The sequence below is a fragment of the Streptomyces sp. Ncost-T10-10d genome (genome assembly GCF_900091955.1).
Taxonomy (GTDB): domain Bacteria; phylum Actinomycetota; class Actinomycetes; order Streptomycetales; family Streptomycetaceae; genus Streptomyces.
This window is the reverse complement of record NZ_FMDF01000224.1, coordinates 100,694-122,756: the sequence shown is the minus strand read 5'-3', so window position 1 is coordinate 122,756 and position 22,063 is coordinate 100,694. Positions and strand designations below refer to the sequence as shown.

Annotated in this window: 25 protein-coding genes; 18 read left to right on the top strand and 7 right to left on the bottom strand. The window is 70.4% G+C overall.

Annotated elements, in window-relative coordinates:
• Positions 1-130 precede the first annotated feature (130 nt).
• Both GA0115254_RS40250 and GA0115254_RS40245 read left to right on the top strand, forming a co-directional pair.
• A complete protein-coding gene (locus GA0115254_RS40250; protein ID WP_093900207.1) occupies positions 131-742 on the top strand; it encodes a TetR/AcrR family transcriptional regulator in 612 nt (203 codons plus the stop codon).
• Positions 742-1,827, top strand: a complete 1,086-nt coding sequence (locus tag GA0115254_RS40245) for a DMT family transporter (protein ID WP_176740487.1) — start codon at positions 742-744, stop codon at positions 1,825-1,827. Before GA0115254_RS40250 ends, GA0115254_RS40245 begins: the two co-directional genes overlap by 1 nt.
• A 15-nt stretch (positions 1,828-1,842) precedes the next feature.
• Here the strand turns inward: GA0115254_RS40245 and GA0115254_RS40240 are convergent, their stop codons facing one another.
• Positions 1,843-2,517 (bottom strand): PH domain-containing protein, encoded by a 675-nt coding sequence (locus GA0115254_RS40240; protein ID WP_093900206.1) that lies wholly within the window; start codon positions 2,515-2,517, stop codon positions 1,843-1,845.
• A 124-nt stretch (positions 2,518-2,641) separates the two neighbouring features.
• Here GA0115254_RS40240 and deoC point away from each other — a divergent pair, with 124 nt between their 5' ends.
• The 3 genes from deoC to GA0115254_RS40225 are packed head-to-tail and all read left to right on the top strand — an operon-like array spanning position 2,642 to position 5,983.
• Complete coding sequence (gene deoC / locus GA0115254_RS40235; RefSeq protein WP_093900225.1) at positions 2,642-3,643, top strand: deoxyribose-phosphate aldolase; 1,002 nt, start codon at positions 2,642-2,644, stop codon at positions 3,641-3,643.
• Positions 3,644-3,648: 5 nt separating this feature from the next.
• Positions 3,649-5,088, top strand: coding sequence for an aldehyde dehydrogenase family protein (locus GA0115254_RS40230; RefSeq protein WP_093900205.1), 1,440 nt, complete (start codon positions 3,649-3,651; stop codon positions 5,086-5,088).
• Entirely contained in the window at positions 5,078-5,983 is a 906-nt protein-coding gene (locus GA0115254_RS40225) for an aldehyde dehydrogenase family protein (protein WP_093900204.1), read from the top strand. The genes GA0115254_RS40230 and GA0115254_RS40225 overlap by 11 nt, the downstream gene beginning before the upstream one ends.
• Before the next feature lie 233 nt (positions 5,984-6,216).
• Here GA0115254_RS40225 and GA0115254_RS40220 read toward each other — a convergent pair whose 3' ends face one another.
• The gene (locus tag GA0115254_RS40220; RefSeq protein WP_093900203.1) at positions 6,217-6,618 is read right to left on the bottom strand and encodes a hypothetical protein; all 402 of its coding nucleotides are present in this window, start codon (positions 6,616-6,618) and stop codon (positions 6,217-6,219) included.
• A 63-nt stretch (positions 6,619-6,681) separates the two neighbouring features.
• On the opposite strand from GA0115254_RS40220, the gene GA0115254_RS40215 reads away from it, so the two are divergent.
• Positions 6,682-7,389: a uridine kinase family protein gene (locus tag GA0115254_RS40215; protein ID WP_093900202.1), complete on the top strand. Its 708-nt coding sequence runs from the start codon at positions 6,682-6,684 to the stop codon at positions 7,387-7,389.
• A 202-nt stretch (positions 7,390-7,591) separates the two neighbouring features.
• Here GA0115254_RS40215 and GA0115254_RS40210 read toward each other — a convergent pair whose 3' ends face one another.
• Positions 7,592-8,392, bottom strand: a complete 801-nt coding sequence (locus GA0115254_RS40210) for a SigE family RNA polymerase sigma factor (RefSeq protein WP_093900201.1) — start codon at positions 8,390-8,392, stop codon at positions 7,592-7,594.
• A 192-nt stretch (positions 8,393-8,584) separates the two neighbouring features.
• Here GA0115254_RS40210 and afsQ1 point away from each other — a divergent pair, with 192 nt between their 5' ends.
• From afsQ1 to GA0115254_RS40185, 5 genes are all read left to right on the top strand, one after another.
• Positions 8,585-9,262 (top strand): two-component system response regulator AfsQ1, encoded by a 678-nt coding sequence (gene afsQ1, locus GA0115254_RS40205; protein ID WP_176729344.1) that lies wholly within the window; start codon positions 8,585-8,587, stop codon positions 9,260-9,262.
• Positions 9,259-10,797, top strand: coding sequence for a sensor histidine kinase (locus GA0115254_RS40200; protein WP_093900200.1), 1,539 nt, complete (start codon positions 9,259-9,261; stop codon positions 10,795-10,797). Before afsQ1 ends, GA0115254_RS40200 begins: the two co-directional genes overlap by 4 nt.
• Entirely contained in the window at positions 10,794-11,411 is a 618-nt protein-coding gene (locus GA0115254_RS40195; RefSeq protein WP_093900199.1) for a GerMN domain-containing protein, read from the top strand. Before GA0115254_RS40200 ends, GA0115254_RS40195 begins: the two co-directional genes overlap by 4 nt.
• A 205-nt stretch (positions 11,412-11,616) precedes the next feature.
• Positions 11,617-12,165, top strand: coding sequence for a VanZ family protein (locus GA0115254_RS40190; RefSeq protein ID WP_093900198.1), 549 nt, complete (start codon positions 11,617-11,619; stop codon positions 12,163-12,165).
• 94 nt (positions 12,166-12,259) lie between these two features.
• Entirely contained in the window at positions 12,260-12,460 is a 201-nt protein-coding gene (locus GA0115254_RS40185) for a PspC domain-containing protein (protein ID WP_093900197.1), read from the top strand.
• A gap of 75 nt (positions 12,461-12,535) precedes the next feature.
• Here GA0115254_RS40185 and GA0115254_RS40180 read toward each other — a convergent pair whose 3' ends face one another.
• Together GA0115254_RS40180 and GA0115254_RS40175 are read right to left on the bottom strand one after the other, a co-directional pair.
• Positions 12,536-12,853 carry a hypothetical protein gene (locus GA0115254_RS40180; protein WP_093900196.1) on the bottom strand — a complete coding sequence of 106 codons (318 nt, stop codon included), beginning with the start codon at positions 12,851-12,853 and terminating at the stop codon, positions 12,536-12,538.
• Positions 12,854-12,989: 136 nt separating this feature from the next.
• Complete coding sequence (locus tag GA0115254_RS40175; RefSeq protein ID WP_093900195.1) at positions 12,990-14,144, bottom strand: adenosine deaminase; 1,155 nt, start codon at positions 14,142-14,144, stop codon at positions 12,990-12,992.
• A 199-nt stretch (positions 14,145-14,343) separates the two neighbouring features.
• On the opposite strand from GA0115254_RS40175, the gene GA0115254_RS40170 reads away from it, so the two are divergent.
• The 4 genes from GA0115254_RS40170 (at position 14,344) to GA0115254_RS40155 (ending at position 17,000) form a co-directional block, all read left to right on the top strand.
• Positions 14,344-15,021: an alpha/beta hydrolase gene (locus tag GA0115254_RS40170; RefSeq protein WP_093900194.1), complete on the top strand. Its 678-nt coding sequence runs from the start codon at positions 14,344-14,346 to the stop codon at positions 15,019-15,021.
• 81 nt (positions 15,022-15,102) lie between these two features.
• Entirely contained in the window at positions 15,103-16,020 is a 918-nt protein-coding gene (gene bla, locus GA0115254_RS40165) for a class A beta-lactamase (protein WP_093900193.1), read from the top strand.
• 201 nt (positions 16,021-16,221) lie between these two features.
• Entirely contained in the window at positions 16,222-16,458 is a 237-nt protein-coding gene (locus GA0115254_RS40160) for a hypothetical protein (protein ID WP_093900192.1), read from the top strand.
• Positions 16,455-17,000 carry a PH domain-containing protein gene (locus GA0115254_RS40155; RefSeq protein WP_093900191.1) on the top strand — a complete coding sequence of 182 codons (546 nt, stop codon included), beginning with the start codon at positions 16,455-16,457 and terminating at the stop codon, positions 16,998-17,000. The genes GA0115254_RS40160 and GA0115254_RS40155 overlap by 4 nt, the downstream gene beginning before the upstream one ends.
• Before the next feature lie 54 nt (positions 17,001-17,054).
• Here GA0115254_RS40155 and GA0115254_RS40150 read toward each other — a convergent pair whose 3' ends face one another.
• Positions 17,055-17,741, bottom strand: coding sequence for an HdeD family acid-resistance protein (locus GA0115254_RS40150; RefSeq protein WP_093900190.1), 687 nt, complete (start codon positions 17,739-17,741; stop codon positions 17,055-17,057).
• 315 nt (positions 17,742-18,056) lie between these two features.
• On the opposite strand from GA0115254_RS40150, the gene GA0115254_RS40145 reads away from it, so the two are divergent.
• Genes GA0115254_RS40145 through GA0115254_RS40135 form a run of 3 tightly spaced genes read left to right on the top strand, consistent with a single transcriptional unit; the run spans position 18,057 to position 20,870 of the window.
• Positions 18,057-18,266 carry a ferredoxin gene (locus GA0115254_RS40145; RefSeq protein WP_093900189.1) on the top strand — a complete coding sequence of 70 codons (210 nt, stop codon included), beginning with the start codon at positions 18,057-18,059 and terminating at the stop codon, positions 18,264-18,266.
• A complete protein-coding gene (locus tag GA0115254_RS40140) occupies positions 18,256-19,629 on the top strand; it encodes an NAD(P)/FAD-dependent oxidoreductase (protein WP_093900188.1) in 1,374 nt (457 codons plus the stop codon). Before GA0115254_RS40145 ends, GA0115254_RS40140 begins: the two co-directional genes overlap by 11 nt.
• A gap of 35 nt (positions 19,630-19,664) precedes the next feature.
• Entirely contained in the window at positions 19,665-20,870 is a 1,206-nt protein-coding gene (locus tag GA0115254_RS40135) for a cytochrome P450 (RefSeq protein WP_093900187.1), read from the top strand.
• Positions 20,871-21,089: 219 nt separating this feature from the next.
• On the opposite strand, the gene GA0115254_RS40130 is transcribed toward GA0115254_RS40135, so the two are convergent.
• Positions 21,090-22,043 carry a LysR family transcriptional regulator gene (locus GA0115254_RS40130; RefSeq protein WP_093900186.1) on the bottom strand — a complete coding sequence of 318 codons (954 nt, stop codon included), beginning with the start codon at positions 22,041-22,043 and terminating at the stop codon, positions 21,090-21,092.
• Positions 22,044-22,063 lie beyond the last annotated feature (20 nt).

Here is a 22,063-nt window from a genome sequence, read left to right as displayed (position 1 = left end):
CCGTCCGCTCGCGGGAAGGGGTTACCTCCTGCACCGGATCGCCACAGTCCCGCCCCGGCGGCAGCATTCACTGGCCGCGCCCAAAAGATTAGGTAGACTGGTCTACCTAATCTCTGGAGAGGGAGCAGGTATGACTGACGCGAGGGCCACCGGAAAGCAGCCGGGGAAGCGGCGGCAGGGGCCTGCGCGCGGGCGGATTCTCGAGGCCGCGGCGCGACGGTTCTACGCCGACGGTGTGGCGGCGACCGGGATCGACACGATCACCGCCGAGGCCGGTGTGGCGAAAATGAGCCTCTACAACAACTTCGCCTCCAAGGCCGACCTCGTCTCCGCCTACCTCCAGGCCCGGCACGAGGAGTGGCTCGGCCTCTACCGGCGGCGTCTGGTCGGCGCGCAGGGCGCGCGGGAGGCCGTACTGGCCGTCTTCGATGCCTACGCCGACCATGCGGGTCTCGCCTACGAGCACGGCTTCCGCGGATGCGGGCTGCTCAACGCGGCCGCCGAACTGCCCACCGGACACGAGGGCCGGACGGTGGTGCGCCACCACAAGGAGGAGGTCGAGAGCCTGCTCGCCACCCACCTCCAGGAGCTGTTGCCCGGCCAGGACGAGAAGGCCCGCGCCGCAGCGGAACACCTGGCGTTCCTGCTCGAAGGGGCCATCGTGCGCGCGGGCCTCGAAGGAGACGACGTACGCATGCGGAGCGCACGCGAGATGGCGGCGCGCCTGGTGGACGGCCTGTGATGGGGCGCGCCGGTCGCACTGCGGCCGGACCGGGGGCGGGCGCACTCGCCGTGCTGCTGGCCTCGGTGCTGTGGGGCACCACAGGCACTGCGGCGACCTTCGCACCGCAGGTGGGGCCGCTGGCGATCGGCGCCGCGGCGATGGGCCTGGGCGGTCTGCTGCAGGCCCTGGTGGCCGGGCCTCGCATCGCGCAGGCCCGCGCGGCGCTCAGGGCCCAGTGGCGGATCGTGCTCGTCGGGGGATCGGGCGTGGCTCTGTATCCGCCGGCCTTCTACACCTCCATGCATCTGGCCGGTGTCGCGGTGGGAACGGTCGTGTCCATCGGCTCGGCCCCGCTGGCATCGGCCTTGATCGAGCGGATCGTCGACGGGCAGCGCCTGTCCCGGCGATGGATGGCCGGTGCCGCCCTCGGGCTGGCCGGCACCGTACTGCTGTGTGCGGCCGAGGCCACCCAGGGCGGCTCCGGCACCGGTACGGGGTCTGCCGAGCGGACCGTCGCCGGGGTGGGGCTCGGGCTGCTCGCCGGCGTGACGTACGCCGTGTACGCGTGGGCCGCGCACCGTCTCATCACACGCGGCGTCACCTCGCGCGCGGCCATGGGAGCGGTGTTCGGACTCGGCGGCCTGATGCTCGTGCCGGTACTGTCGGCCACCGGCGCACCGCTGGTCGCCTCCTGGACGAATGCGGGCGTCGGCCTCTACATGGCGCTGGTGCCGATGTTCGCCGGGTACGTCCTGTTCGGGTTCGGCCTGTCCCGCATCCCCGTCAGCACCGCGACGACCCTGTCCCTGCTGGAGCCCGCCGTGGCGGCTGTGTTCGCGGTCCTGGTCGTGGGCGAGCACCTGCCCGCCCTCGGCTGGGCCGGGATCGTGCTCGTCATCGCCTGCCTCGGTGTGCTGACCGTCCCGTCCCGGCGTCTGCGAGCGCCTCGCCGCGCCACCGCGGGGAGGCCGACGGCGGAATCGGCGGTCTCCGCGTCTTCGGACCGTGCCACGCGCGCCCGGGACCGCGGCACGGAACTGCTCCCGGAGCCCCCGCCGCCCGCCGTCCCGCCTCAGAACCGGACCGGCAGGCCCACCGGGTAGGTGCCGTCACCGAATTCACCCCGTCGCGAGCAGCACCACCAGCAACACCGCGCCCACCACCGCCGGCGCGATCACCTCGTACGCCCAGCGCACCGAGACCGAGGACGCCGAAGAGTCCGAAGTCGCCGCGGACCCGGACGGCTTCACCGAACCCGCCCCCGTCTTCGCCCGCTCCACCAGCTCCCGCAGATCCGCCATGGTCCGGTCGGCCGTCGCCATCCGGGACTTGGTGTCACGGACGTCCGCGTGCACGGAAGTGCGGTCGTACGGGTCGTCGATCGACCGCCGGGACTGCTGCCTGGCCGCCTTCTTCCGCTGGCGCAGCGACACGGGTACCGCCCACAGCTGGTACTTGGTGCCGTCCTCGGCGAACAGCTCGCTCGAATACCCGGCCCGCAGATCCGCGACAGCCGTCCACGGCATGGTGATCGTCCGGAACGGGTTACGGATCTTGATGCGCTGCTCGTTGGCGAGGACGACGGGCCGCAGCGTGAACGCGACGACCAGCGGCACCGCGGTCAGCAGTCCGGCCAGCGCCAGCCACGGCACCCGGCCGTCGCCCCGGAACGCGGCGTCCCCGCCGATCCAGCAGATGAGGAGAAGCAGCAGGACACCCCCGGCGATCCCGGCGGGCGACCGGAAGGTCCGGTCGGCGTAGGTGGGCTCGGCAGGAGGTGTGGGGCTCGTCATGGGCCCGATTCTGCCTGACGTGCGCAAGGGGCGCCGGGGCGGCCGCCGCGGTACTGTGCGACGCGCGGATGAGCAGGCCCCCTGTACAGGTCGCTACGCGCGTAGATATGCTCCTCTGGTGACCATGCCCACCACTGCTCCCTCCCCCGAGCTCTCAGCTGCGTTCGAGCAGGGAGGTACCCCCCTCTCCGACGCGACCGCGTCCGACAGTGCGCTGCGCCGCTTCCTGCACGGGCTGCCCGGCGTCGACGCCGTCGGCCTCGAAGCGCGCGCCGCGTCCCTCGGAACCCGTTCGATCAAGACGACGGCCAAGGCGTACGCCATCGACCTGGCCATCTCGATGATCGACCTGACGACGCTGGAAGGCGCGGACACCCCGGGCAAGGTCCGGGCTCTCGCCGCCAAGGCCGTCCATCCCGACCCGACCGACCGCACGACCCCGCGCACCGCGGCGGTCTGCGTCTACCCCGACATGGCGGCGACCGCCGTCGCCGCGCTGGCCGGTTCCGGCGTGAAGGTGGCATCCGTGGCGACGGCCTTCCCCGCCGGCCGCGCCGCGCTCGACGTCAAGCTCGCGGATGTCCGCGACGCCGTTGCCGCCGGGGCCGACGAGATCGACATGGTGATCGACCGGGGCGCCTTCCTCTCCGGCCGTTACCTCAAGGTGTACGAGGAGATCCTCGCCGTGAAGGCCGAGTGCGCGCGGGCCGACGGCCCCGACGCCCGGCTGAAGGTGATCTTCGAGACCGGCGAGCTGTCCACGTACGACAACATCCGCCGCGCCTCCTGGCTCGGCATGCTGGCGGGCGCCGACTTCATCAAGACGTCGACCGGCAAGGTGGGCACCAACGCCACGCCCGCGAACACCCTGCTGATGCTGGAGGCCGTGCGCGACTTCCGGGCGCAGACCGGCGTACAGATCGGTGTGAAGCCGGCCGGCGGCATCCGTACCTCCAAGGACGCGATCAAGTTCCTGGTGCTGGTGAACGAGACCGCGGGCGAGGACTGGCTGGACAACCACTGGTTCCGCTTCGGCGCCTCCAGCCTGCTGAACGATCTGCTGATGCAGCGCCAGAAGCTCAGCACCGGCCGTTACTCCGGCCCCGATTACGTGACGGTGGACTGATCCCCATGGCATCTGCATTCGAGTACGCCCCCGCCCCCGAGTCGCGCTCGGTCGTCGACATCGCGCCCTCGTACGGCCTGTTCATCGACGGCGAGTTCACCGACGCGGCCGACGGCAAGGTTTTCAAGACGGTCTCGCCGAGCAGCGAAGAGGTGCTCTCCGAGGTCGCGCAGGCCGGCGCCGCGGACGTCGACCGGGCCGTGAAGGCGGCCCGGAAGGCTTTCGAGAAGTGGTCGGCGCTGCCCGGTTCCGAGCGCGCCAAGTACCTCTTCCGGATCGCCCGGATCATCCAGGAGCGCAGCCGCGAGCTCGCCGTTCTCGAAACCCTCGACAACGGCAAGCCGATCAAGGAGACGCGCGACGCGGACCTCCCCCTGGTCGCGGCGCACTTCTTCTACTACGCGGGCTGGGCCGACAAGCTCGACCACGCCGGCTACGGCGCGAACCCCCGCCCCCTCGGCGTCGCGGGCCAGATCATCCCGTGGAACTTCCCGCTCCTCATGCTGGCCTGGAAGATCGCCCCGGCACTCGCCACCGGCAACACGGTGGTCCTCAAGCCCGCCGAGACGACCCCGCTCTCCGCGCTCTTCTTCGCGGACATCTGCCGCCAGGCGGGCCTGCCGAAGGGTGTCGTGAACATCCTCACCGGGTACGGGGACGCGGGCGCCGCCCTCGTCGAGCACGAGGACGTCAACAAGGTCGCCTTCACCGGCTCGACCGCGGTCGGCAAGGCCATCGCCCGCCAGATCGCCGGTACGGACAAGAAGGTCACCCTGGAACTGGGCGGCAAGGGCGCCAACATCGTCTTCGACGACGCCCCGATCGACCAGGCCGTCGAGGGCATCGTCACCGGCATCTTCTTCAACCAGGGCCAGGTCTGCTGCGCGGGCTCGCGCCTGCTCGTCCAGGAGTCGATCCAGGACGAGCTGCTGGACGCCCTGAAGCGCCGACTGTCCACTCTCCGGCTCGGCGACCCGCTGGACAAGAACACCGACATCGGCGCGATCAACTCCGCGGAGCAGCTCGCCCGGATCACCGCGCTCGTCGGGACGGGCGAGGCGGAGGGCGCCGAACGCTGGTCCGCCCCCTGTGAACTTCCCTCTTCCGGCTACTGGTTCGCCCCGACGCTGTTCACGAACGTCACCCAGGCACACACCATCGCCCGCGACGAGATCTTCGGCCCGGTGCTGTCGGTGCTGTCGTTCCGTACGCCCGACGAGGCGGTCGCCAAGGCCAACAACAGCCAGTACGGCCTCTCGGCCGGCATCTGGACGGAGAAGGGCTCCCGCATCCTCGCGGTGGCGAACAAGCTCCGGGCGGGCGTCGTCTGGGCCAACACGTTCAACAAGTTCGACCCGACCTCGCCCTTCGGCGGCTACAAGGAGTCGGGCTTCGGCCGCGAAGGCGGTCGTCACGGCCTGGAGGCGTACCTCGATGTCCGATAACCGTCTGAGCGTCTTCAAGACCTACAAGCTGTACGTCGGGGGCAAGTTCCCCCGCTCCGAGAGCGGCCGGGTGTACGAGGTGACGGACTCCAAGGGCAAGTGGCTGGCGAACGCCCCCCAGTCCTCCCGCAAGGACGCGCGCGACGCGGTCGTGGCCGCCCGCAAGGCGTTCGGCGGCTGGTCGGGCGCGACGGCGTACAACCGCGGCCAGATCCTCTACCGCGTCGCGGAGATGCTGGAGGGCCGCAAGGACCAGTTCGTACGGGAAGTGGCGGACGCGGAGGGCCTGTCGAAGTCCAAGGCGGCGGCCGTCGTGGACGCGGCGATCGACCGCTGGGTCTGGTACGCGGGCTGGACCGACAAGATCGGCCAGGTCGTGGGCGGGGCGAACCCGGTCGCGGGCCCGTTCTTCAATCTGTCCACGCCCGAGCCGACCGGTGTGGTCACGGTGCTGGCGCCCCAGAAGTCCTCCTTCCTGGGCCTGGTCTCGGTGATCGCCCCGGTGATCGCGACCGGCAACACGGCGGTCGTCATCGCCTCGGCGGACTCCCCGCTGCCGGCCCTGTCCCTGGGCGAGGTGCTGGCCACCTCCGACCTGCCTGGCGGCGTGGTCAACATCCTGTCCGGGAAGACGGCGGAGATCGCGGCACCGCTCGCGTCCCACCAGGACGTGAACGCCATCGACCTCACGGGCGCGGACGCCGCTCTGGCGAAGGAGCTGGAGATCGCTGCGGCGGACAACCTGAAGCGAGTCCTTCGCCCACAGCCTGTGGACGAAGGCGGCACCTTCGACTGGTCGGCCGATCCGGGCACCCGACGCCTGACGGCCTTCCTGGAGACGAAGACGGTCTGGCACCCGACGGGCGCACTGGGCGCCTCGGGATCGTCGTACTGACCGCGTGACGACGGCCCGTCCCTCCGGAATCCCGGAGGGGCGGGCCGTGTCCGTGCCGGCGTCCGCCTCAGAGCCTGTCGGGTGACCTTCGATCGGATAGCGGACGCGGTCTGGTGCGTGCGATTCCAAGGCGGCGGGATGCCCTTGTAGCGGAGCTACTAGGGCATTTCGGTAACGCGGGAAGCGTGCGTGCCAGGGCGTGGCCGCCCGATCAGAGGTCACCCGACAGGCTCTCAGCCGTGCAGCACCCCTGTCGCCTGCCCCACCACCGGCAGGTCCTTCAGCGCGCCCCCGCTGGTCAGCGGGTCGGTGACGGCGGCCGTGGAGACCGGCTTGAAGTCGGCGACCTGCGTTGCCACCTCGTTGTCCAGCGGGTCCGCGCCCGTACCGGCCAGCGGGTCGAGGGGCAGATGTGTCACCGGTGCGATGCCGTTCCTGAGCGAGTGCCCGAGCGTCCCGGTCGCCTCACCGACCCCGCCGAGGCTGCTGTCGGCGCCCGCGGCCGGTGCGAGGGGCAGCGGCGCCGCCTGGGCCGCCGCACCCCCCGCACCGAGCGCGGCTCCCACCGCGGTGACGGTCAGACCTGCCCGCAGCAGGGTGCGGCGCCGGGACTTGGAAAGTGCGTGACGTGCCATGGATTTCCCACCTGATCGTGGCGATCGAGTAACCATCTGAGTGCGTAGAGTAGTTGAGGTGTGATGCTCGATACCAACACAGGTACCGGGGGATCCCCTGCGCGGGTCAATGCCTCACACTCGTGTCCTGTGAATTCCCAACCGATCCCGACCCGCGTCGTACTGCTCGCCGGCCCTTCCGGCTCCGGCAAGTCCTCCCTCGCCGCCCGCACCGACCTGCCGGTGCTGCGCCTGGACGACTTCTACAAGGAGGGCGACGACCCCACGCTGCCGCTCGTTCCCGGCAGTATGGACATCGACTGGGACTCCGCACAGTCCTGGGACGCCGATGCGGCGGTCGCCGCGATCATGGAGCTGTGCCGCACGGGGCGTACGAACGTCCCGGTGTACGACATCGCCACGAGCTCCCGGGTCGACCGGGAGGCCCTCCACATCGAGCGGACACCGCTGTTCGTGGCCGAGGGGATCTTCGCGGCGGACATAGTCGATCGGTGTCAGGAGCTGGGCGTGCTCGCCGACGCGCTGTGCCTGCGCGGCCGTCCGACGACGACGTTCCGCCGCCGGCTGTTGCGGGATCTGCGGGAGGGACGGAAGTCGGTGCCGTTCCTGCTGCGGCGGGGGTGGCGGCTGATGCGGGCGGAACGGCGCATCGTGGCGCGGCAGACGGCGCTGGGTGCGTACCCGTGCGGCAAGGAGGAGGCACTGGGACGGCTGGCCGCCGCGGCGGCGGGACGCTGCCGGCGGGCGTCCGCGGCGCGGGGGACCGTGTAGCGGGCTTCCCGTGACCGGGGGCGCCGTGCCCCCGGGCCCCCGCTCCTCGATCGCCGGAGGGGGCTCGGTCTTGCGCACATGCCGACGGGGCCGGACTGGACCCCCCGGCCCGTCCGACCCCGCAGCACTTCCCCCGTACCCCCGTGCACCGCCGCCTCCCCCGAAGCAGCGGCCCCGCTTTCCCCCGTATCCCCCCGTCCCCTCAGGCCACCAGCTCGCCGAAGGACTCCTCCTCGTCACGGCCGAAGCTGAGGACCTCGTCCTCGCGCAGCCGGCGGAGCGACCGCCAGATGCTGGACTTCACCGTGCCGACACTGATGTCGAGTATGGCTGCGATCTCCGGGTCGGTGCGGCCCTCGTAGTAGCGCAGGACCAGCATCGTGCGCTGGAGTTCCGGCAGCCGCGCCAGCGCCTGCCAGAGCACGGCGCGCAGTTCCGTGCCGCGCATCGCGTCCGTGTCGCCCGCCGTCTCCGGCAGCTCCTCGGTCGGGTACTCGTTGAGCTTGCGCCTGCGCCAGGCGCTGATGTGCAGGTTGGTCATGGTGCGGCGCAGATAGCCACCGACCGCCGCCTTGTCGCTGATCCGGTCCCACGCCCGGTACGTCGAGAAGAGGGCGCTCTGCAGCAGATCCTCGGCCTCGAACCGGTCTCCGGTCAGGTGGTAGGCGGTTGCGTACAGGGAGGCGCGGCGCTCCCGGACGTAGGCCGTGAACGCCGTTTCGGCGTCCTCGACCTGTGCCGGGGACTTCCGCTCCCCCATGACCTCCCCGTACGCGGCTCCCCCGTTGCTTCCCCCGTTGGCCCCCGCAGGCGCGTCAACCACCGTCATGTACGGCATGTGCTGACGCCCGGCACCACGAACGCACCCCCGCCCTCCCCCGAGCTCTCGGCTCCGCTCGAGCAGGGAGGCACCCCCTCCGGCGCCGGACTTCTCGGTGCTCCGGCCGACATCGTGGAGACGCGTGACAACTGCGCTTGCGGTGGTGCTGTGAGTTGCGTTCATCTCGCGCCCCCCATCGGTGGAGTCCGTCCGTTCCTTGTGCCAATGAGCTTGCCGGGGCAGTTTCATCGCGCTGTCCCCCGACTGTCACAGCCCTGTCACAGGGCCTGCCGTCCGCGCGTCGTCGGTGCGCCGGATGTATGAGTCGGCGCCAACTGTCGAACTGGGGCTCCACCATGGGTCAGAATGACCAGCGTGCCTTTCCTGTTGCTGATCGAGGACGACGACGCCATCCGCACGGCCCTCGAACTCTCGCTGTCACGCCAGGGCCACCGTGTGGCCACCGCGGCGACGGGAGAGGACGGCCTGAAACTGCTGCGTGAGCAGCGGCCGGATCTGATCGTGCTGGATGTGATGCTGCCCGGCATCGACGGTTTCGAGGTGTGCCGGCGCATCCGGCGCACCGACCAACTGCCGATCATTCTGCTGACCGCGCGCAGCGACGACATCGACGTCGTGGTCGGGCTCGAGTCCGGTGCCGACGACTATGTGGTGAAACCCGTGCAGGGCCGGGTGCTCGACGCCCGGATCCGGGCGGTGCTGCGCCGCGGCGAGCGCGAGTCCACCGACTCCGCGTCCTTCGGGAACGTGGTGATCGACCGCTCCGCGATGACCGTGACCAAGAACGGCGAGGATCTGCAGCTCACACCGACCGAGCTGCGACTCCTGCTGGAGCTGAGCCGCCGGCCGGGCCAGGCCCTGTCGCGGCAGCAGCTGCTGCGGCTGGTCTGGGAGCACGACTACCTCGGTGACTCCCGGCTCGTGGACGCCTGCGTACAGCGGCTGCGCGCCAAGGTGGAGGACGTACCGTCCTCGCCGACCCTGATCCGTACCGTTCGGGGTGTGGGCTACCGGCTGGATTCGCCTCAGTGAGCGACACCACCAAACGGAGCCTGCTCACCGGGCTTCGCTGGACCAGTCTGCGACTGCGTCTCGTCGTCGTGTTCGCGCTGGTGGCGCTGACCGCCGCGGTGTCCGCCTCGGGGATCGCGTACTGGCTGAACCGCGAGGCCGTGCTGACACGTACCCAGGACGCCGCGCTCGGGGACTTCCGCCAGGAGATGCAGAACCGAGCGGCCTCGCTGCCGCTGCGTCCCACCAAGGACGATCTGCAGAACGCCGCCGTGCAGATGGCGAGCAGCTCGCCCGGCTACAGCGTGCTGCTGGTCGACGAGCGCGACACCGGCAAGCCGATCGTCGGCAACTCCGATCTGGACACCTTCACGCTCGACAACGTGCCGCTGTCGCTGCAGAAGGCGGTCAACAAGAAGCAGCCGGTGGAGGCGGGCAACAAATACGAATACCACCTGTTCTGGCAGCGGGTCAGCATCCGCGGTACGCCGTATCTGGTGGGCGGTACGAAGATCATCGGTGGCGGGCCGGCCGGTTACATGCTGAAGTCGCTCGACCAGGAGCGGCAGGATCTGAACTCCCTGGCCTGGTCGCTGGGGATCGCCACCGGGCTCGCCCTGATCGGCTCGGCGCTGCTCGCGCAGGCCGCCGCGACGACCGTGCTGCGGCCCGTGCAACGGCTCGGTGACGCCGCGCGCAAGCTCGGCGAGGGCAAACTCGACACCAGGCTCGTGGTGTCCGGCACCGATGAACTCGCCGATCTCTCCCGTACGTTCAACAGGACCGCGAGTTCGCTGGAGAAGAAGGTCGCGGACATGAGCGCGCGGGACGAGGCGAGCCGGCGGTTCGTCGCCGACATGTCCCACGAACTGCGTACCCCGCTCACCGCGCTGACCGCCGTCACCGAAGTACTGGAGGACGAGGCGGACAGCCTGGACCCGATGATCGCGCCCGCGGTGCATCTCGTGGTGAGCGAGACCCGACGCCTCAACGACCTGGTGGAGAACCTGATGGAGGTCACCCGCTTCGACGCGGGTACGGCCCGGCTCGTCCTCGACACGGTCGATGTCGCCGACCAGGTCACCGCCTGCATCGACGCCCGCGCCTGGCTGGACGCGGTGGATCTGGACGCCGAGCGCGGCATGATGGTGCGTCTCGACCCGCGCCGGCTCGATGTGATCCTGGCGAATCTGATCGGCAACGCGCTCAAGCACGGCGGTTCGCCGGTACGGGTCTCGGTACGGACCGAGGGCGACGAACTCGTCATCGAGGTCCGCGACCACGGCCCCGGTATCCCCGAGGACGTCCTGCCGCACGTCTTCGACCGGTTCTACAAGGCCAGCGCCTCCCGGCCGCGCTCCGAGGGCAGTGGTCTCGGTCTGTCGATCGCCATGGAGAACGCGCACATCCACGGCGGTGACATCACGGCCGCGAACTCGCCGGACGGCGACGGCGCGGTGTTCGTACTGCGGCTGCCGCGCGATGCCGAGCCGCTCACCCGTTCCGCCGGGGATCACGACGCGGGGGTTCAGGACGAGGAGGGCGACGCGACGTGATGGGCAGCAACCGCCGGGCACACCGTTCGGCCGTCGCGCTGGCCGGTGCCGTGATCACGGCCGTGCTGGCCGCGGGCTGCGGGATCAGGACCACCTCCGTGCCGGTGGACGCCGGGGCCGCACCGTCCCAGGTGCCGTGCTCGATGTCCGCGGAGGACGTCACCACCCAGGCCCTCCAGGGCATCCCCGTACAGATCTATCTGGTCTGTTCCTCGCAGCTGGTCACGGTGGACCGCACGGTGCAGGTCGGCGATACGAAGTCGGACCGGGTCCGGATCGCGCAGGCGCTCCTGGACGAGCTGGAGCAGAAGCCGCCCGCCGACGAGCGTCAGGCCGGGTTCTCCACGGCCGTCCCGGCGACGCTGCAGATCAGCGCGGCCCGCCGCGGCGACCGGCAGGGCACGCTGCGGCTCAGCGAGCAGCCGGAGGACCTGCCGTCCGAGGCTCTGGCGCAGATCGTGTGTACGTACGCGGAGAGCGAGTCGCTCGCCCCGGACGGCACGGTGGTGCTGGGCGGGCCGGGGAACTATGCGCCGCGTGGGTATCTGTGCACCTCTGAGACGAAGGCCAGACCGAAGGCGGCACCGACGCTGGGGGCGGGGACGGGGGCCTGAGCGGGGTTCGGGGGCGGCCGGGCGGCCGGTCCTGCTGTCCTCAAGCGCCGGACGGACCGGGTTGTCGCGCGATCCCGGCTGAGTTGTCGCGCCGTTCCGGCCGAGTCTGTCGCCGTCACGGCCGAGTCTGTCGCCGTCACGGCTGAGATCCGGGTTCATCGGGCCGGGCGGAACCGATCCTGCCGCCCGGCGCGTCTTGGGGGGCGTGCGTCAAGGTTCGGGCAGTCAAACTGTCATCCGCTTCCGCGCGGCCGGGGTATCCCTCCTCCTCGCGCATCTGCTGCTTGTCGGGTGGCTGACGCTGCGCCCGCTCGATGTGCCGTGGACGACCGCCTCGAATCTTCAACCGCTCGCCGGCATCAGAGCGGACCTGTCCCTGGGCCCGGTCGAGGCCGCCCGCCGGATCGGTGAGGGGCTGCTGCTGCTCGCCCCGCTGGGCGTGCTGCTGCCGGTGGCCGGCGGCCGGCTGTTCGTCTCCCCCTGGGCCTCGCTGGCCCGTACCGTCGCGGCGGGGGCGCTGATCTCGCTGGCCATCGAACTGGCGCAGACCGGGGTGCCGGGCCAGGTCGTCGACGTCGACTCGCTGCTGCTGAACACCGCCGGTGTGGCACTCGCCCATCTGCTGGTCGTGCCCATGTGCCGGGCGCGGCTGCGCCGCAGGAACCAGCAGCGGGTCAGGGTGCTGCCCCATCCCAGGGACGAGGCGGCTCAGGGGCCGACCCCGACGATTCCCAGGGTCGGTATCGCACCGTAGAGCGACGCTTTGCCCCTGTTCGCCGGGCGACCATGGATGCATCGGGAGCACGAAGGAGCTGCTCCCTCAGCAACGGTTCACGAAGGAGCCCACCATGGCCGCACTTGCCCGCCCCCGTGACGGACGCATGATCGGCGGAGTGTGCGCAGCGCTGGCACGGCGTTTCGGCACCTCCGCGGGAACCATGCGCATCATCTTCCTGGTCTCCTGCCTGCTGCCGGGGCCGCAGTTCCTGCTCTACCTGGCGCTGTGGGTGCTGTTCCCGTCCGAGAAGACGTCGTCCGCCGCCTGGTGACCCGCGTACGCACCACACGCCTGTGGGGCGGACACCCGGTTCGGGTGTCCGCCCCACAGGCGTGTGTACGGGGGATCAGCCGCCGAGCGGGAGACCGTTGGACGACAGGCCGCTGGCGTTCAGGCCGCCCGCGGGCAGACCACCGATCAGACCCTTGACCGGGGTGGTGGCGTCGCCGACGACCTTCTGCCGGCCGGTGCCGAGCAGCTTGGTGGCCGTGTCCTGGGCCGGCAGGGTCCGGGTGGTGTTCTCCAGCGCCGAGCCGGCGACCGGCAGGGCGGTGGCCGCGGCGTCGGCCGGCAGCACGGTGGCGGATGCGGTCCCCGCGGCGGCAGCGGCGAAAGCGGCACCGAGAGCGGCGACGCCGAGAGTCCTGGCAGCAGACTGCTTCATGTGAAATTCATCCTTGGGGAAGGGGATGTGAGCAGCTCTGAAACGTAGTCAGCCCCCTACCCGTCCCGCAAACACGCCGACACGCGGAAGACGGCCGGGATCTCGCGGTCCCGGCCGTTTCCCGCGGAGGTGCGATTCAGCCCGCGGAAGCGGAAGGCACGCTGGTCGCAGCGGTCTGCTCGAAGAGCCACTCGGACTTCAGCTCGGCATATCCGGGCTTGATCACGTCATTGATCATCGCCAGACGTTCATCGAAAGGAATGAATGCCGACTTCATCGCATTGACGGTGAACCACTGCATGTCATCGAGCGTGTATCCGAAAGTCTCGGTCAGCTTCTCGAATTCATGACTCATGCTCGTACCGCTCATCAACCGGTTGTCCGTGTTCACGGTGGCCCGGAAATGCAGCTTCCGCAGCAGCCCGATGGGGTGGTCGGCGTACGAGGCGGCGGCGCCCGTCTGGAGGTTGGAGGTCGGGCACAGCTCCAGGGGGATGCGCTTGTCCCGTACGTAGGAGGCGAGGCGGCCGAGCTTCACACCGCCGTCCTCGGCGACCTCGATGTCGTCGATGATGCGGACGCCGTGGCCGAGCCGGTCGGCGCCGCACCACTGGAGCGCCTGCCAGATCGACGGCAGGCCGAAGGCCTCACCCGCGTGGATGGTGAAGTGGTTGTTCTCGCGCTTGAGGTACTCGAAGGCGTCGAGGTGCCGGGTGGGCGGGAAGCCGGCCTCCGCGCCCGCGATGTCGAAGCCGACGACACCCTGGTCCCGGTAGCGGTTGGCGAGCTCGGCGATCTCCAGGGAACGGGCGGCGTGCCGCATCGCGGTGAGGAGGGCACCCATACGGATGCGGTGCCCGTCCAGACGGGCCCGCTGCTCACCCTTGCGGAAGCCCTCGTTGACCGCCTCGACGACCTCTTCGAGGGTCAGCCCGGCTTCCAGGTGCTGCTCCGGGGCGTACCGCACCTCGGCGTACACGACACCGTCCGCGGCCAGGTCCTCAGCACATTCGGCAGCCACCCGGACCAGCGCGTCGCGGGTCTGCATGACGGCGCAGGTGTGGGCGAACGTCTCCAGGTAGCGCTCCAGCGATCCGGAGTCGGCCGCCTCGCGGAACCAGATGCCGAGCTTGTCGGGCTCGGTCTCGGGAAGTCCGTCGTAGCCGCTCGCGAGGGCGAGGTCGACGATCGTTCCCGGACGCAGGCCGCCGTCGAGATGGTCGTGGAGAAGAACCTTGGGGGCACGCCGGATCTGGTCCTGGCCGGGCACATGGAGGGTCGGGCTCATCATCTGGGCACTCTAACGCCTACGCGCGTAGATTGTCGCTTGCCGATACGTAACAGTGACCGCGAATACGGGTGGAGTACACCTGTCCTTCTGACACTGTTCTGTCGTGACTCCACCCACGCGTAAACGCGCACTCCCCCTGCCTGCTGCGAGGCTGGGACGGGCCGTCAGGACGGCCGGAGCACCATCTGCGGTCAGCGGCGTGGTTCTGCTGCTCCCGGACGGCGAGACCGACTCGCACCGCCGCCCCTCCCCTCTCTCGTACGCCCTGCAACTGCCACTGGCCCGCACCCTGGCCCGCGCGGGCCAGGAGGACGGGCTCACCGCGCATGTCGTGCGCTACCGCTGTCGCGGCTGGAACGCGACCGACGCACAGCTCGCGGCGGATGCCCGATGGGCGGTGGACGAGGTCGTACGACGCTACGGCGACATCCCCATCTGCCTCGCCGGCCACGGCATGGGCGGCCGGGCCGCACTCCGCGCGGGCGGCCATGATGCGGTCGGCTCCGTTCTGGCGATGGCCCCTTGGCTGCCCGACAGCTCGACGGACGAGCCGGAGCCGGTGAAGCATCTGCTCGGCCGGCAGGTTCTGCTCGTCCACGGCACGAACGACGCCCGCTCCGACCCCGAACTCTCCTTCCGCCTGGCCGAACGCGCCAAGAAGGCCAATCGCGACACCTGCCGCTTCGAGGTCCACTCGGACGGCCACGGCCTGCGCCAGCACCGGGCCGAAGTAGCGGCCCTGGCAACGGACTTCGTCCGCGGATCGCTCTTCGGCCGGGCATACGCCCGCCCGGTCGCCGACGCCCTGGCGGCGCCGCCACCACTGGGGCTGCGGATGCCGCTGGCTGCGGGGTTCGGGAAGTCGCTGCGGGGGTGAGGGGGCGACCCCGCGAGAAGGCTCCGTCGCAGGCGCCGCCCACCGTTGGCCGCCCGGACAAGTGAAAGCAGGAACTACCGAATGTTCTTTGAGCAGTCCGGCCCGTCCCGCCGTGCGTTGCTGTCAGCAGCAGCGCTCCTGCCGCTGGCGGGGTGCGACGCAGACGATCGCTCAACCTCCGGGTCGTCCCCGGCGCCGAGTCGCCGCTCTGCCGGCTCCCGGGACAGTGCGCAGTTCGCGGCTCTCGAACGCAAGCACGGTGCCCGTCTGGGCGTGTACGCCCTGGCAACCGGTAGCGGCCTCTCGGTGGCCTATCGTGCGGACGAGCGTTTCGCGTTCTGCTCCACCTTCAAGGCCCTCGCCGCGGCGGCGGTCCTGCACCGGAACCCGCTCAGTCACCTGGACACGCGCGTCACCTATACCAAGGCCGACGTCAACTCCATCTCGCCGATCACCAAGGATCACATCGCGACCGGAATGACCATCAGGCAACTGTGTGATGCCGCCATCCGCTACAGCGACGGCACGGCCGGCAACCTGCTGATGCGCGACATCGGCGGCCCGGCGCAGCTGACCGCCTACCTGCGCGAACTCGGAGACACCACCAGTCGCATGGACCAGTACGAGCCCGAACTGAACAGAGACCGCCCGGAAGACCCGCGCGACACCACCACTCCGCGGGCGATCGCAGCCGACTACCGGAAGCTCGTACTCGGCGACGCGCTGACCGCCGGCAGACGCGCGCTGCTCAAGGACTGGCTCGAACGCAACCTCACCGGCGCCAAACGCATCCGGGCCGGGCTTCCCGAGGGATGGGCAGTGGCCGACAAGACCGGAACCGGCGACTACGGCAGGGCCAACGACATCGCCATCGTGTGGCCGCCTCACACCACCCCGCTCGTGGTGGCCGTCATGTCCGACCGTCCTGGATACGACACCCCGCCCAAGGACGCCCTGATCGCCGAAGCCACCACGCAGATCGTCGCGGATCTCACCTGACCTGCTCCACCACCTCCCGGCAGGAAATGAATCCGGGCTGCGAGCCGGCCGCCTGGACCCCAATCGCACTCTGTGGCGGCCACCGTGACAGCAGAGGACCCCGGCGGGCACCGAACCGGATGTGCGGCAACCGGAGTTGAGTACGAACACTCATACCGCTTCGTCGCCGTGACTCATAGGTTGATCACACGATGAACAATCATGAACACCGACAGCGTGAGGGGGCTCATGGGCGCCGGGGTCTGCAGCGCGAGTGTCGGCGCTTCCGGGAGGTGGTCGACGGTCCACCCGGTGGCGGTGGCCGTGCCGGCCGCGTCGGGCCTCCTGATCAACGCGTTCGCGTTCGGCATGTCCGTCTTCGCGACGGACAGCTGCTCGGCCGGGGGTGCGGTGTACGCGGCTTCGCCCGGCGGGCCGTGGCTGGTGGGGCGGTCGTGACCGTGGTGCGGGTACGTGTGCTGGAGGGCCCGCTACTGGTGCAGTGGCTGTGCGCCGAAACGGCCTTCACCTGGGTTTCCGTCACCGTCGCGGGTGTCTTCGGTGCGTTGGGGGACCATCCGACGGCGTGGTACATCCCCGCGTGCCTGCTGCTGCCGGTCGTGCTGCACTTCGCGCTGCGGGGCCGGTTCGCCGTACGCCTGGACGACGCCGGGATCACGGTCGTCCGGCCCTGGAACCGCCGACGTGCGGCCTGGGCGGAGGTGGGCGGGGTCCGCTTCGCTCCGCTCCCAATCGGTGAGGACGACATCGCCAGGTGGGCGGTGACGATGACCGTGGGGACCTCGCGCACACTCCCCCTGACAATCGTCGACGACACCGACGACCCGCCCTTCGGCACACTGCTCCGGCACGGTCGGCTGTTCCGGCCGTTCGCCGACCGCGGCCTCGGTCTCCTCGGCGCGCCGGAAGGCTCGCGCGAACGCGAGTACTTCGAGCGGGCCGTACGCGCGGCCGGCGGCAGGGCGTACGGCGCACGGTGACGCCGCCGGCGATACCGAGGAGGGTGCCGAACGCGGCAACGCTCACCGCCGCGATCAGTGCTGGGGGTGCGGTTGAGAGCGGAACAGAGGCTGCCGCTCGGCAGCGGTGCCCGAAGCGAGACGGCCGACTTCGATGCGCATCCTGATGGCGTGGAACACCTCGATCACGCCGAGGACGATGGCCATGATGCCCGCCGTCAGGGTGAGCGCGCCGATCGAGGCGAACGGCGAGACGATCAGCACGATGCCCGCCAGCATGCCGATGATCCCGGTGAAGAGCATCCAGCCTCGCGCCGGCGTGTCCGGGGTTGAGGCCGCCGTGGCCGTCACCATGGTGCCGCGCAGCAGCCAGCTGAAGCCGATCCACAGGGCGAGCAGCAGGATCGACTGCATGGTGCCGCGGAAACAGATCAACCCGAGCAGTACGGAGAGCGCACCCGTGAGGAAATGCAGCGCCCGAAGATGCCCGGGGACATGCGTGCCGAAGGCGGCGGCCAGCTGGAGGACACCGATGACCAGCAGATAGATACCGAAGAGCACGCCGACGACACGCAGCGTCTCCGCCGGCCAGGCAAGGACCACGACGCCGAGGGCGATGGCAGCCAGGCCCGTGGTGAGAAGGATCTGCCAGCCCATGTTCGCCAAGGCCGCCATGCTTCCGCCGAGGGAGGCGTCCTGTGGCTCGGTGCCGTGCTGGGGCGCAGTGTCGGCACCTGATGGGGAATCGGAGGGAAATGTCATACCAGCTCACCCTTCCGGAACAGCGGGGGCGGATCGGTTTCCCCTCCATCGTCACCCCGCCCGGCCCCGTATCGCCTGGCGAGGACGGAGGTGGTCAGTGAGACCTGCTGTGTCGGTGCCGTCGCCGAGGGTGCCGCTTCGCGCGATCTCCGTGCGTTGCTGACGGCTTCGTTCGAGCAGGGAAGGCCCCACGCAAGACTTCCGGACACCTTGCGATCGCACGCACCCTGCCCCCGTGCCTTCGCCGGGCGAACTCCCGATTCCTCCCTCACTCTGGACAAGGACAAGGGGTGAGGCGACGAAGGGAACAGTGGAATGCGGACCGTTGTGGACCTCACGCGCTGCCAGGGCTATGCGCAGTGCGTGTTCCTCGCGCCGAAGGTGTTCCAGCTCCACGGGGAGGAGGGACTGCTGTACACCCCGGCCGTCCCTGACGACCAGTTGGAGCGCGTGCGCCAGGCCGCGGCGGCGTGCCCGGTCCAGGCCATCCTCGTGGGCGAGGAGGTGAGCACCGGTGGCCGGTGAGCTTCGGGACGGCCGGATCGTCATCGTCGGCGCGTCGCTGGCCGGGCTGCGGGCCGCCGAGAAGCTGCGCGAGGAGGGCTTCACCGGCTCACTGACCGTGGTGGGGGACGAGCCCCATCCGCCCTACGACCGGCCCCCGCTGTCCAAACAGGTTCTGCTCGGCCACGCGGCGGCGGACACCACCGGGCTGCCCATGCGCCGGGATCCGGACGCGGAGTGGCGGCTGGGTACCGCCGCCACCGGACTGGACCCGGTCGGGAAGCGGGTGGTGCTGGCCGACGGCGAGTCGCTGCCGTACGACCGGCTGCTGATCGCCACCGGGACCCGGGCGCGGCCCTGGCCCAATCCGGAGGAGGGGGCCTTGGACGGCGTGTTCACCCTGCGCACCCGGGAGGACGCCGCGGGGCTGGCCGAGCGGCTGGCCGCCGGGCCGCGAAGGGTGCTGGTGGTCGGTGGCGGCTTCACCGGCTCGGAAATCGCCTCGGGCTGCCGGGAGCGGGGCATCGAGGTCACGGTCGCCGAACGCGGCCCCGCACCCCTGGTGGGCGCGCTCGGCGGCACCCTGTCCAAGCTCGCCGCCGCCATGCATCGAAACCACGGCGTGGACCTGCGCTGCGGGGTGACGGTCACCGCCCTGCGCGGGGACGGCAACGGCCGGTTCACCGGCGCCGAGCTCTCCGACGGCAGCCGTGTCGAGGCGGATGTGTGCGTCGTGGCGCTGGGGGCGGTCCGCAACGTCGAGTGGCTGGCCGACGCGGGACTGGCGGCCGGCCCGCGCGGCATCACCTGCGACGCCGGGTGCCGGGCCTTCGACATGTACGGGATCGTCACCGACGACGTCTTCGTAGCCGGCGACGTCTCCCGCTTCCCCCACCCGCTCTTCGACTACCAGCTGCTCTCCCTGGAGCACTGGGGCAACGCGGTCGCCCAGGCCGAGGTGGCGGCCCACAACATGGTCAGCACCGGGCCGCTGCGCCGCCCGCACCTCGCCCTCCCTACATTCTGGTCGACCCAGTTCGGGCTCAACATCAAGTCGGTGGGCGTACCCACCTTCTCCGACCACGTCGTCCTCGCCCAGGGCTCACTGGAGGAGCGCCGGCTGGCGATGGTCTACGGCTACAAGGGCCGGGTCACCGCCGCGGTCACCGTCAACATGGCCAAGTCTCTGGAGTACTACCAGCACCTGATCGAAACCGCGGCCCCGTTCCCGCCCGTGCCCGGCGCGTCCGACCGCCCGCTCGCGGCCGAAGTCCCGGTTCCCTCCGATGTGCCGGACCCCAAGGGGCTCTCCCACGGCCCCACCGTGGCCCTCACCGGTCACCTGCCCGACCGCCGGCTGATCACGGTGGCGGCCACCGGCTGACCCGCTCACCCGCCCGACCCCGAGGAGCCGAACCCATGTCTGCCGAGACCCTGCTGCAACGGATCACCGACTACGCCAACCGTCCCAACCCCTACCCGCTGTACGCGGAACTCCGCGAAGCCGGTCCTGTCGTGCAGCAGGCGGACGGCAGCTACCTTGTCGGCAGCTACCACCACATCGCCGCTCTGCTCCACAACCCGCGGATCAGTGCCGATCCCGGCAGCCTCACCGACTCGACCGAGGAGGCTCCGAAGCCGCCGTTCCTGCGCCTCGACGACCCCGAGCACCACAGGCTGCGCACCCTCGCCATGCGGCCGTTCGGGCCGCCGCACAGCCCCGGCCGGATCGACGCCATGCGCGGCCAGATCACTGAAATCACCACAGAACTGCTCGACGGGCTCCAGGACCGCACACAAATCGACATCGTCGACGACTTCGCCTACCCACTGCCCGTCACCGCCATCTGCCGACTGCTCGGCGTCCCGCGCGAGGACGAGCCGCTGTTCCGGGAATGGTCCGACGCCGTGGTCGCCTCCGCCGACGTCAGGGCCGGCGAGGACATCACCGAGCAGGACCGGGCCGGCTACCAGGCACGCATCGAAATGGGCCAATACCTGGTGAACCTCGCCGAGCAGCGCCGCGGCCACCCCACCGGCGACATGCTCTCCGCCTTCATCAACGAACCGGACCCGCACAACCAGCTGACCCGCGAGGAACTGGCGGAAACCGGCGTGCTGCTGCTCATCGCCGGACACGAGACCACGGTCAACCTGATCACCAACGGCGTACTCACCCTGCTGCGCCACCCCGACCAGCTCGACCGACTGCGCCGCGACCCCGCCCTCCTCCCCAGCGCGGTAGAGGAACTGCTGCGCTACGAACCCCCGGTCCACATGCGCCAACGCATCCCCCTCGCCGACGTGGACATCGCCGGCACCACCCTCCCCAAGGGCACCTCCGTCGTCCTCGCGCTGGCCTCAGGCAATCGTGACCCCGAACGATTCCAGGACCCCGACCGATTCGACCCCGGCCGCACCGACAACCAGCACCTCGGTTTCGGCAGCGGCATCCACCTCTGCTACGGCGCACCGCTCGCCCGCATCGAAGCCCAGACCGCCCTCGGCGCACTGATCCCCCGCCTCACCACCGCAACCCTTCTCCAGGACCCGCCCCCCTACCGGCAGAACGCCATGCTGCGCGGACCCCGCCACCTCCCCATCGAGCTGCGACAACCGGCCTGACTCCTGCGGAGACCGAAGAATTTTCGAGCCGTTGCCGCTACAGTCCGCCCGCTTCACCTGGCCACTGGGCAACCAAGCACCACCTGATACCACCGGATACAAAACCCGCCGAGGCCGGCGCGGCGCTCCGGGATCACTGAACCTGACCGGACATCAGGCACCACACCGACTCAGGAGTCAACCCCCGAAGGACTTCCGAAGCCTGGAGCCCCGCCCCGCTCAGTCCGGCAGCAAATGCCCCCGCCTCGACAGCAGGAAGCGTTTGAAGGCGGCCACCGGCGGGGTGTCCGGGTGGCCGTCCAGCCAGGCGACGCCGATCTCGCGGGCCGCCCTCGGTGCCGTGACAGTGAGTTCCACGACGCCGGGGCGGGCCACCGCGGGTGGTGGCAGCAGGGCCACGCCGAGGCCGGCCGCGACCAGGCCGCGCAAGGTCTCCGCCTCCTCGCCCTCGAAGGCGACACGTGGCGCGAAGCCCGCCTCCGCACACAGGTCGTCGGTGATCCGCCGCAGGCCGTATCCGGGTTCGAGGGTGACGAACTTTTCGTCGGCGGCCTCCGCCAGCCGGATGCGGCGGCGCGAGGCCAGGCGGTGGTCCTCGGGGACGACGAGGCGCAGCCGCTGTTCGTCGAGGCGGCGGGCGACCAGATCGGGGGCGTCCGGGACGGGTGAGGTGAGGCAGAGGTCGAGGCCGCCGGACCGGAGGCGTTCGATCATCGCCTCGCCGTAGTTCTGCACGAGCTGGAAGCGGACCCGGGGGTGGTCGGCACGGAAGGCTCGGATCAGGGCGGGCACGGTCTCGGAGCCCATGGTGTGCAGAAAGCCGAAGGCGACCTTGCCGGTGGCCGGGTCGGCGTCCGCCCGTACCGAGTCGGCGGCCTTCTCGACCTCGGCGAGGGCCCGCTCGGCGGAGCCCAGGAAGGTGCGGCCCGCGGGGGTGAGGGAGACGGTTCGGCCCTTGCGGGCGAACAGGGCGACTCCCAGGTCCTGTTCGAGCCTGACCATCGCCCGCGAGAGCGTCGACTGCGGGACGCCGAGCTCGTGCGCGGCGCGGGTGACGTGCTCGTGGCGGGCCACCGCCTCGAAGTGGGCCAGCCTCGGCGCGAGGACTGCGCGAATGTCTTCTTCGTAACTACTGGGTGACAGCCGGGGCTGCGAGCTGCGTTCATGCACCATGGGAACGATTATGACGAGTT

Bases quoted from the DNA above. Each gene is read 5' to 3' on its own strand.
- GA0115254_RS40250 (WP_093900207.1), top strand. From the start codon at position 131: ATGACTGACGCGAGGGCCACCGGAAAGCAGCCGGGGAAGCGGCGGCAG.
- GA0115254_RS40245 (WP_176740487.1), top strand. From the start codon at position 742: ATGGGGCGCGCCGGTCGCACTGCGGCCGGACCGGGGGCGGGCGCACTC.
- GA0115254_RS40240 (WP_093900206.1), bottom strand. From the start codon at position 2,517: ATGACGAGCCCCACACCTCCTGCCGAGCCCACCTACGCCGACCGGACC.
- deoC (WP_093900225.1), top strand. From the start codon at position 2,642: ATGCCCACCACTGCTCCCTCCCCCGAGCTCTCAGCTGCGTTCGAGCAG.
- GA0115254_RS40230 (WP_093900205.1), top strand. From the start codon at position 3,649: ATGGCATCTGCATTCGAGTACGCCCCCGCCCCCGAGTCGCGCTCGGTC.
- GA0115254_RS40225 (WP_093900204.1), top strand. From the start codon at position 5,078: ATGTCCGATAACCGTCTGAGCGTCTTCAAGACCTACAAGCTGTACGTC.
- GA0115254_RS40220 (WP_093900203.1), bottom strand. From the start codon at position 6,618: ATGGCACGTCACGCACTTTCCAAGTCCCGGCGCCGCACCCTGCTGCGG.
- GA0115254_RS40215 (WP_093900202.1), top strand. From the start codon at position 6,682: ATGCTCGATACCAACACAGGTACCGGGGGATCCCCTGCGCGGGTCAAT.
- GA0115254_RS40210 (WP_093900201.1), bottom strand. From the start codon at position 8,392: ATGAACGCAACTCACAGCACCACCGCAAGCGCAGTTGTCACGCGTCTC.
- GA0115254_RS40185 (WP_093900197.1), top strand. From the start codon at position 12,260: ATGGCCGCACTTGCCCGCCCCCGTGACGGACGCATGATCGGCGGAGTG.
- GA0115254_RS40180 (WP_093900196.1), bottom strand. From the start codon at position 12,853: ATGAAGCAGTCTGCTGCCAGGACTCTCGGCGTCGCCGCTCTCGGTGCC.
- GA0115254_RS40175 (WP_093900195.1), bottom strand. From the start codon at position 14,144: ATGATGAGCCCGACCCTCCATGTGCCCGGCCAGGACCAGATCCGGCGT.
- bla (WP_093900193.1), top strand. From the start codon at position 15,103: ATGTTCTTTGAGCAGTCCGGCCCGTCCCGCCGTGCGTTGCTGTCAGCA.
- GA0115254_RS40160 (WP_093900192.1), top strand. From the start codon at position 16,222: ATGAACACCGACAGCGTGAGGGGGCTCATGGGCGCCGGGGTCTGCAGC.
- GA0115254_RS40150 (WP_093900190.1), bottom strand. From the start codon at position 17,741: ATGACATTTCCCTCCGATTCCCCATCAGGTGCCGACACTGCGCCCCAG.
- GA0115254_RS40145 (WP_093900189.1), top strand. From the start codon at position 18,057: ATGCGGACCGTTGTGGACCTCACGCGCTGCCAGGGCTATGCGCAGTGC.
- GA0115254_RS40135 (WP_093900187.1), top strand. From the start codon at position 19,665: ATGTCTGCCGAGACCCTGCTGCAACGGATCACCGACTACGCCAACCGT.
- GA0115254_RS40130 (WP_093900186.1), bottom strand. From the start codon at position 22,043: ATGGTGCATGAACGCAGCTCGCAGCCCCGGCTGTCACCCAGTAGTTAC.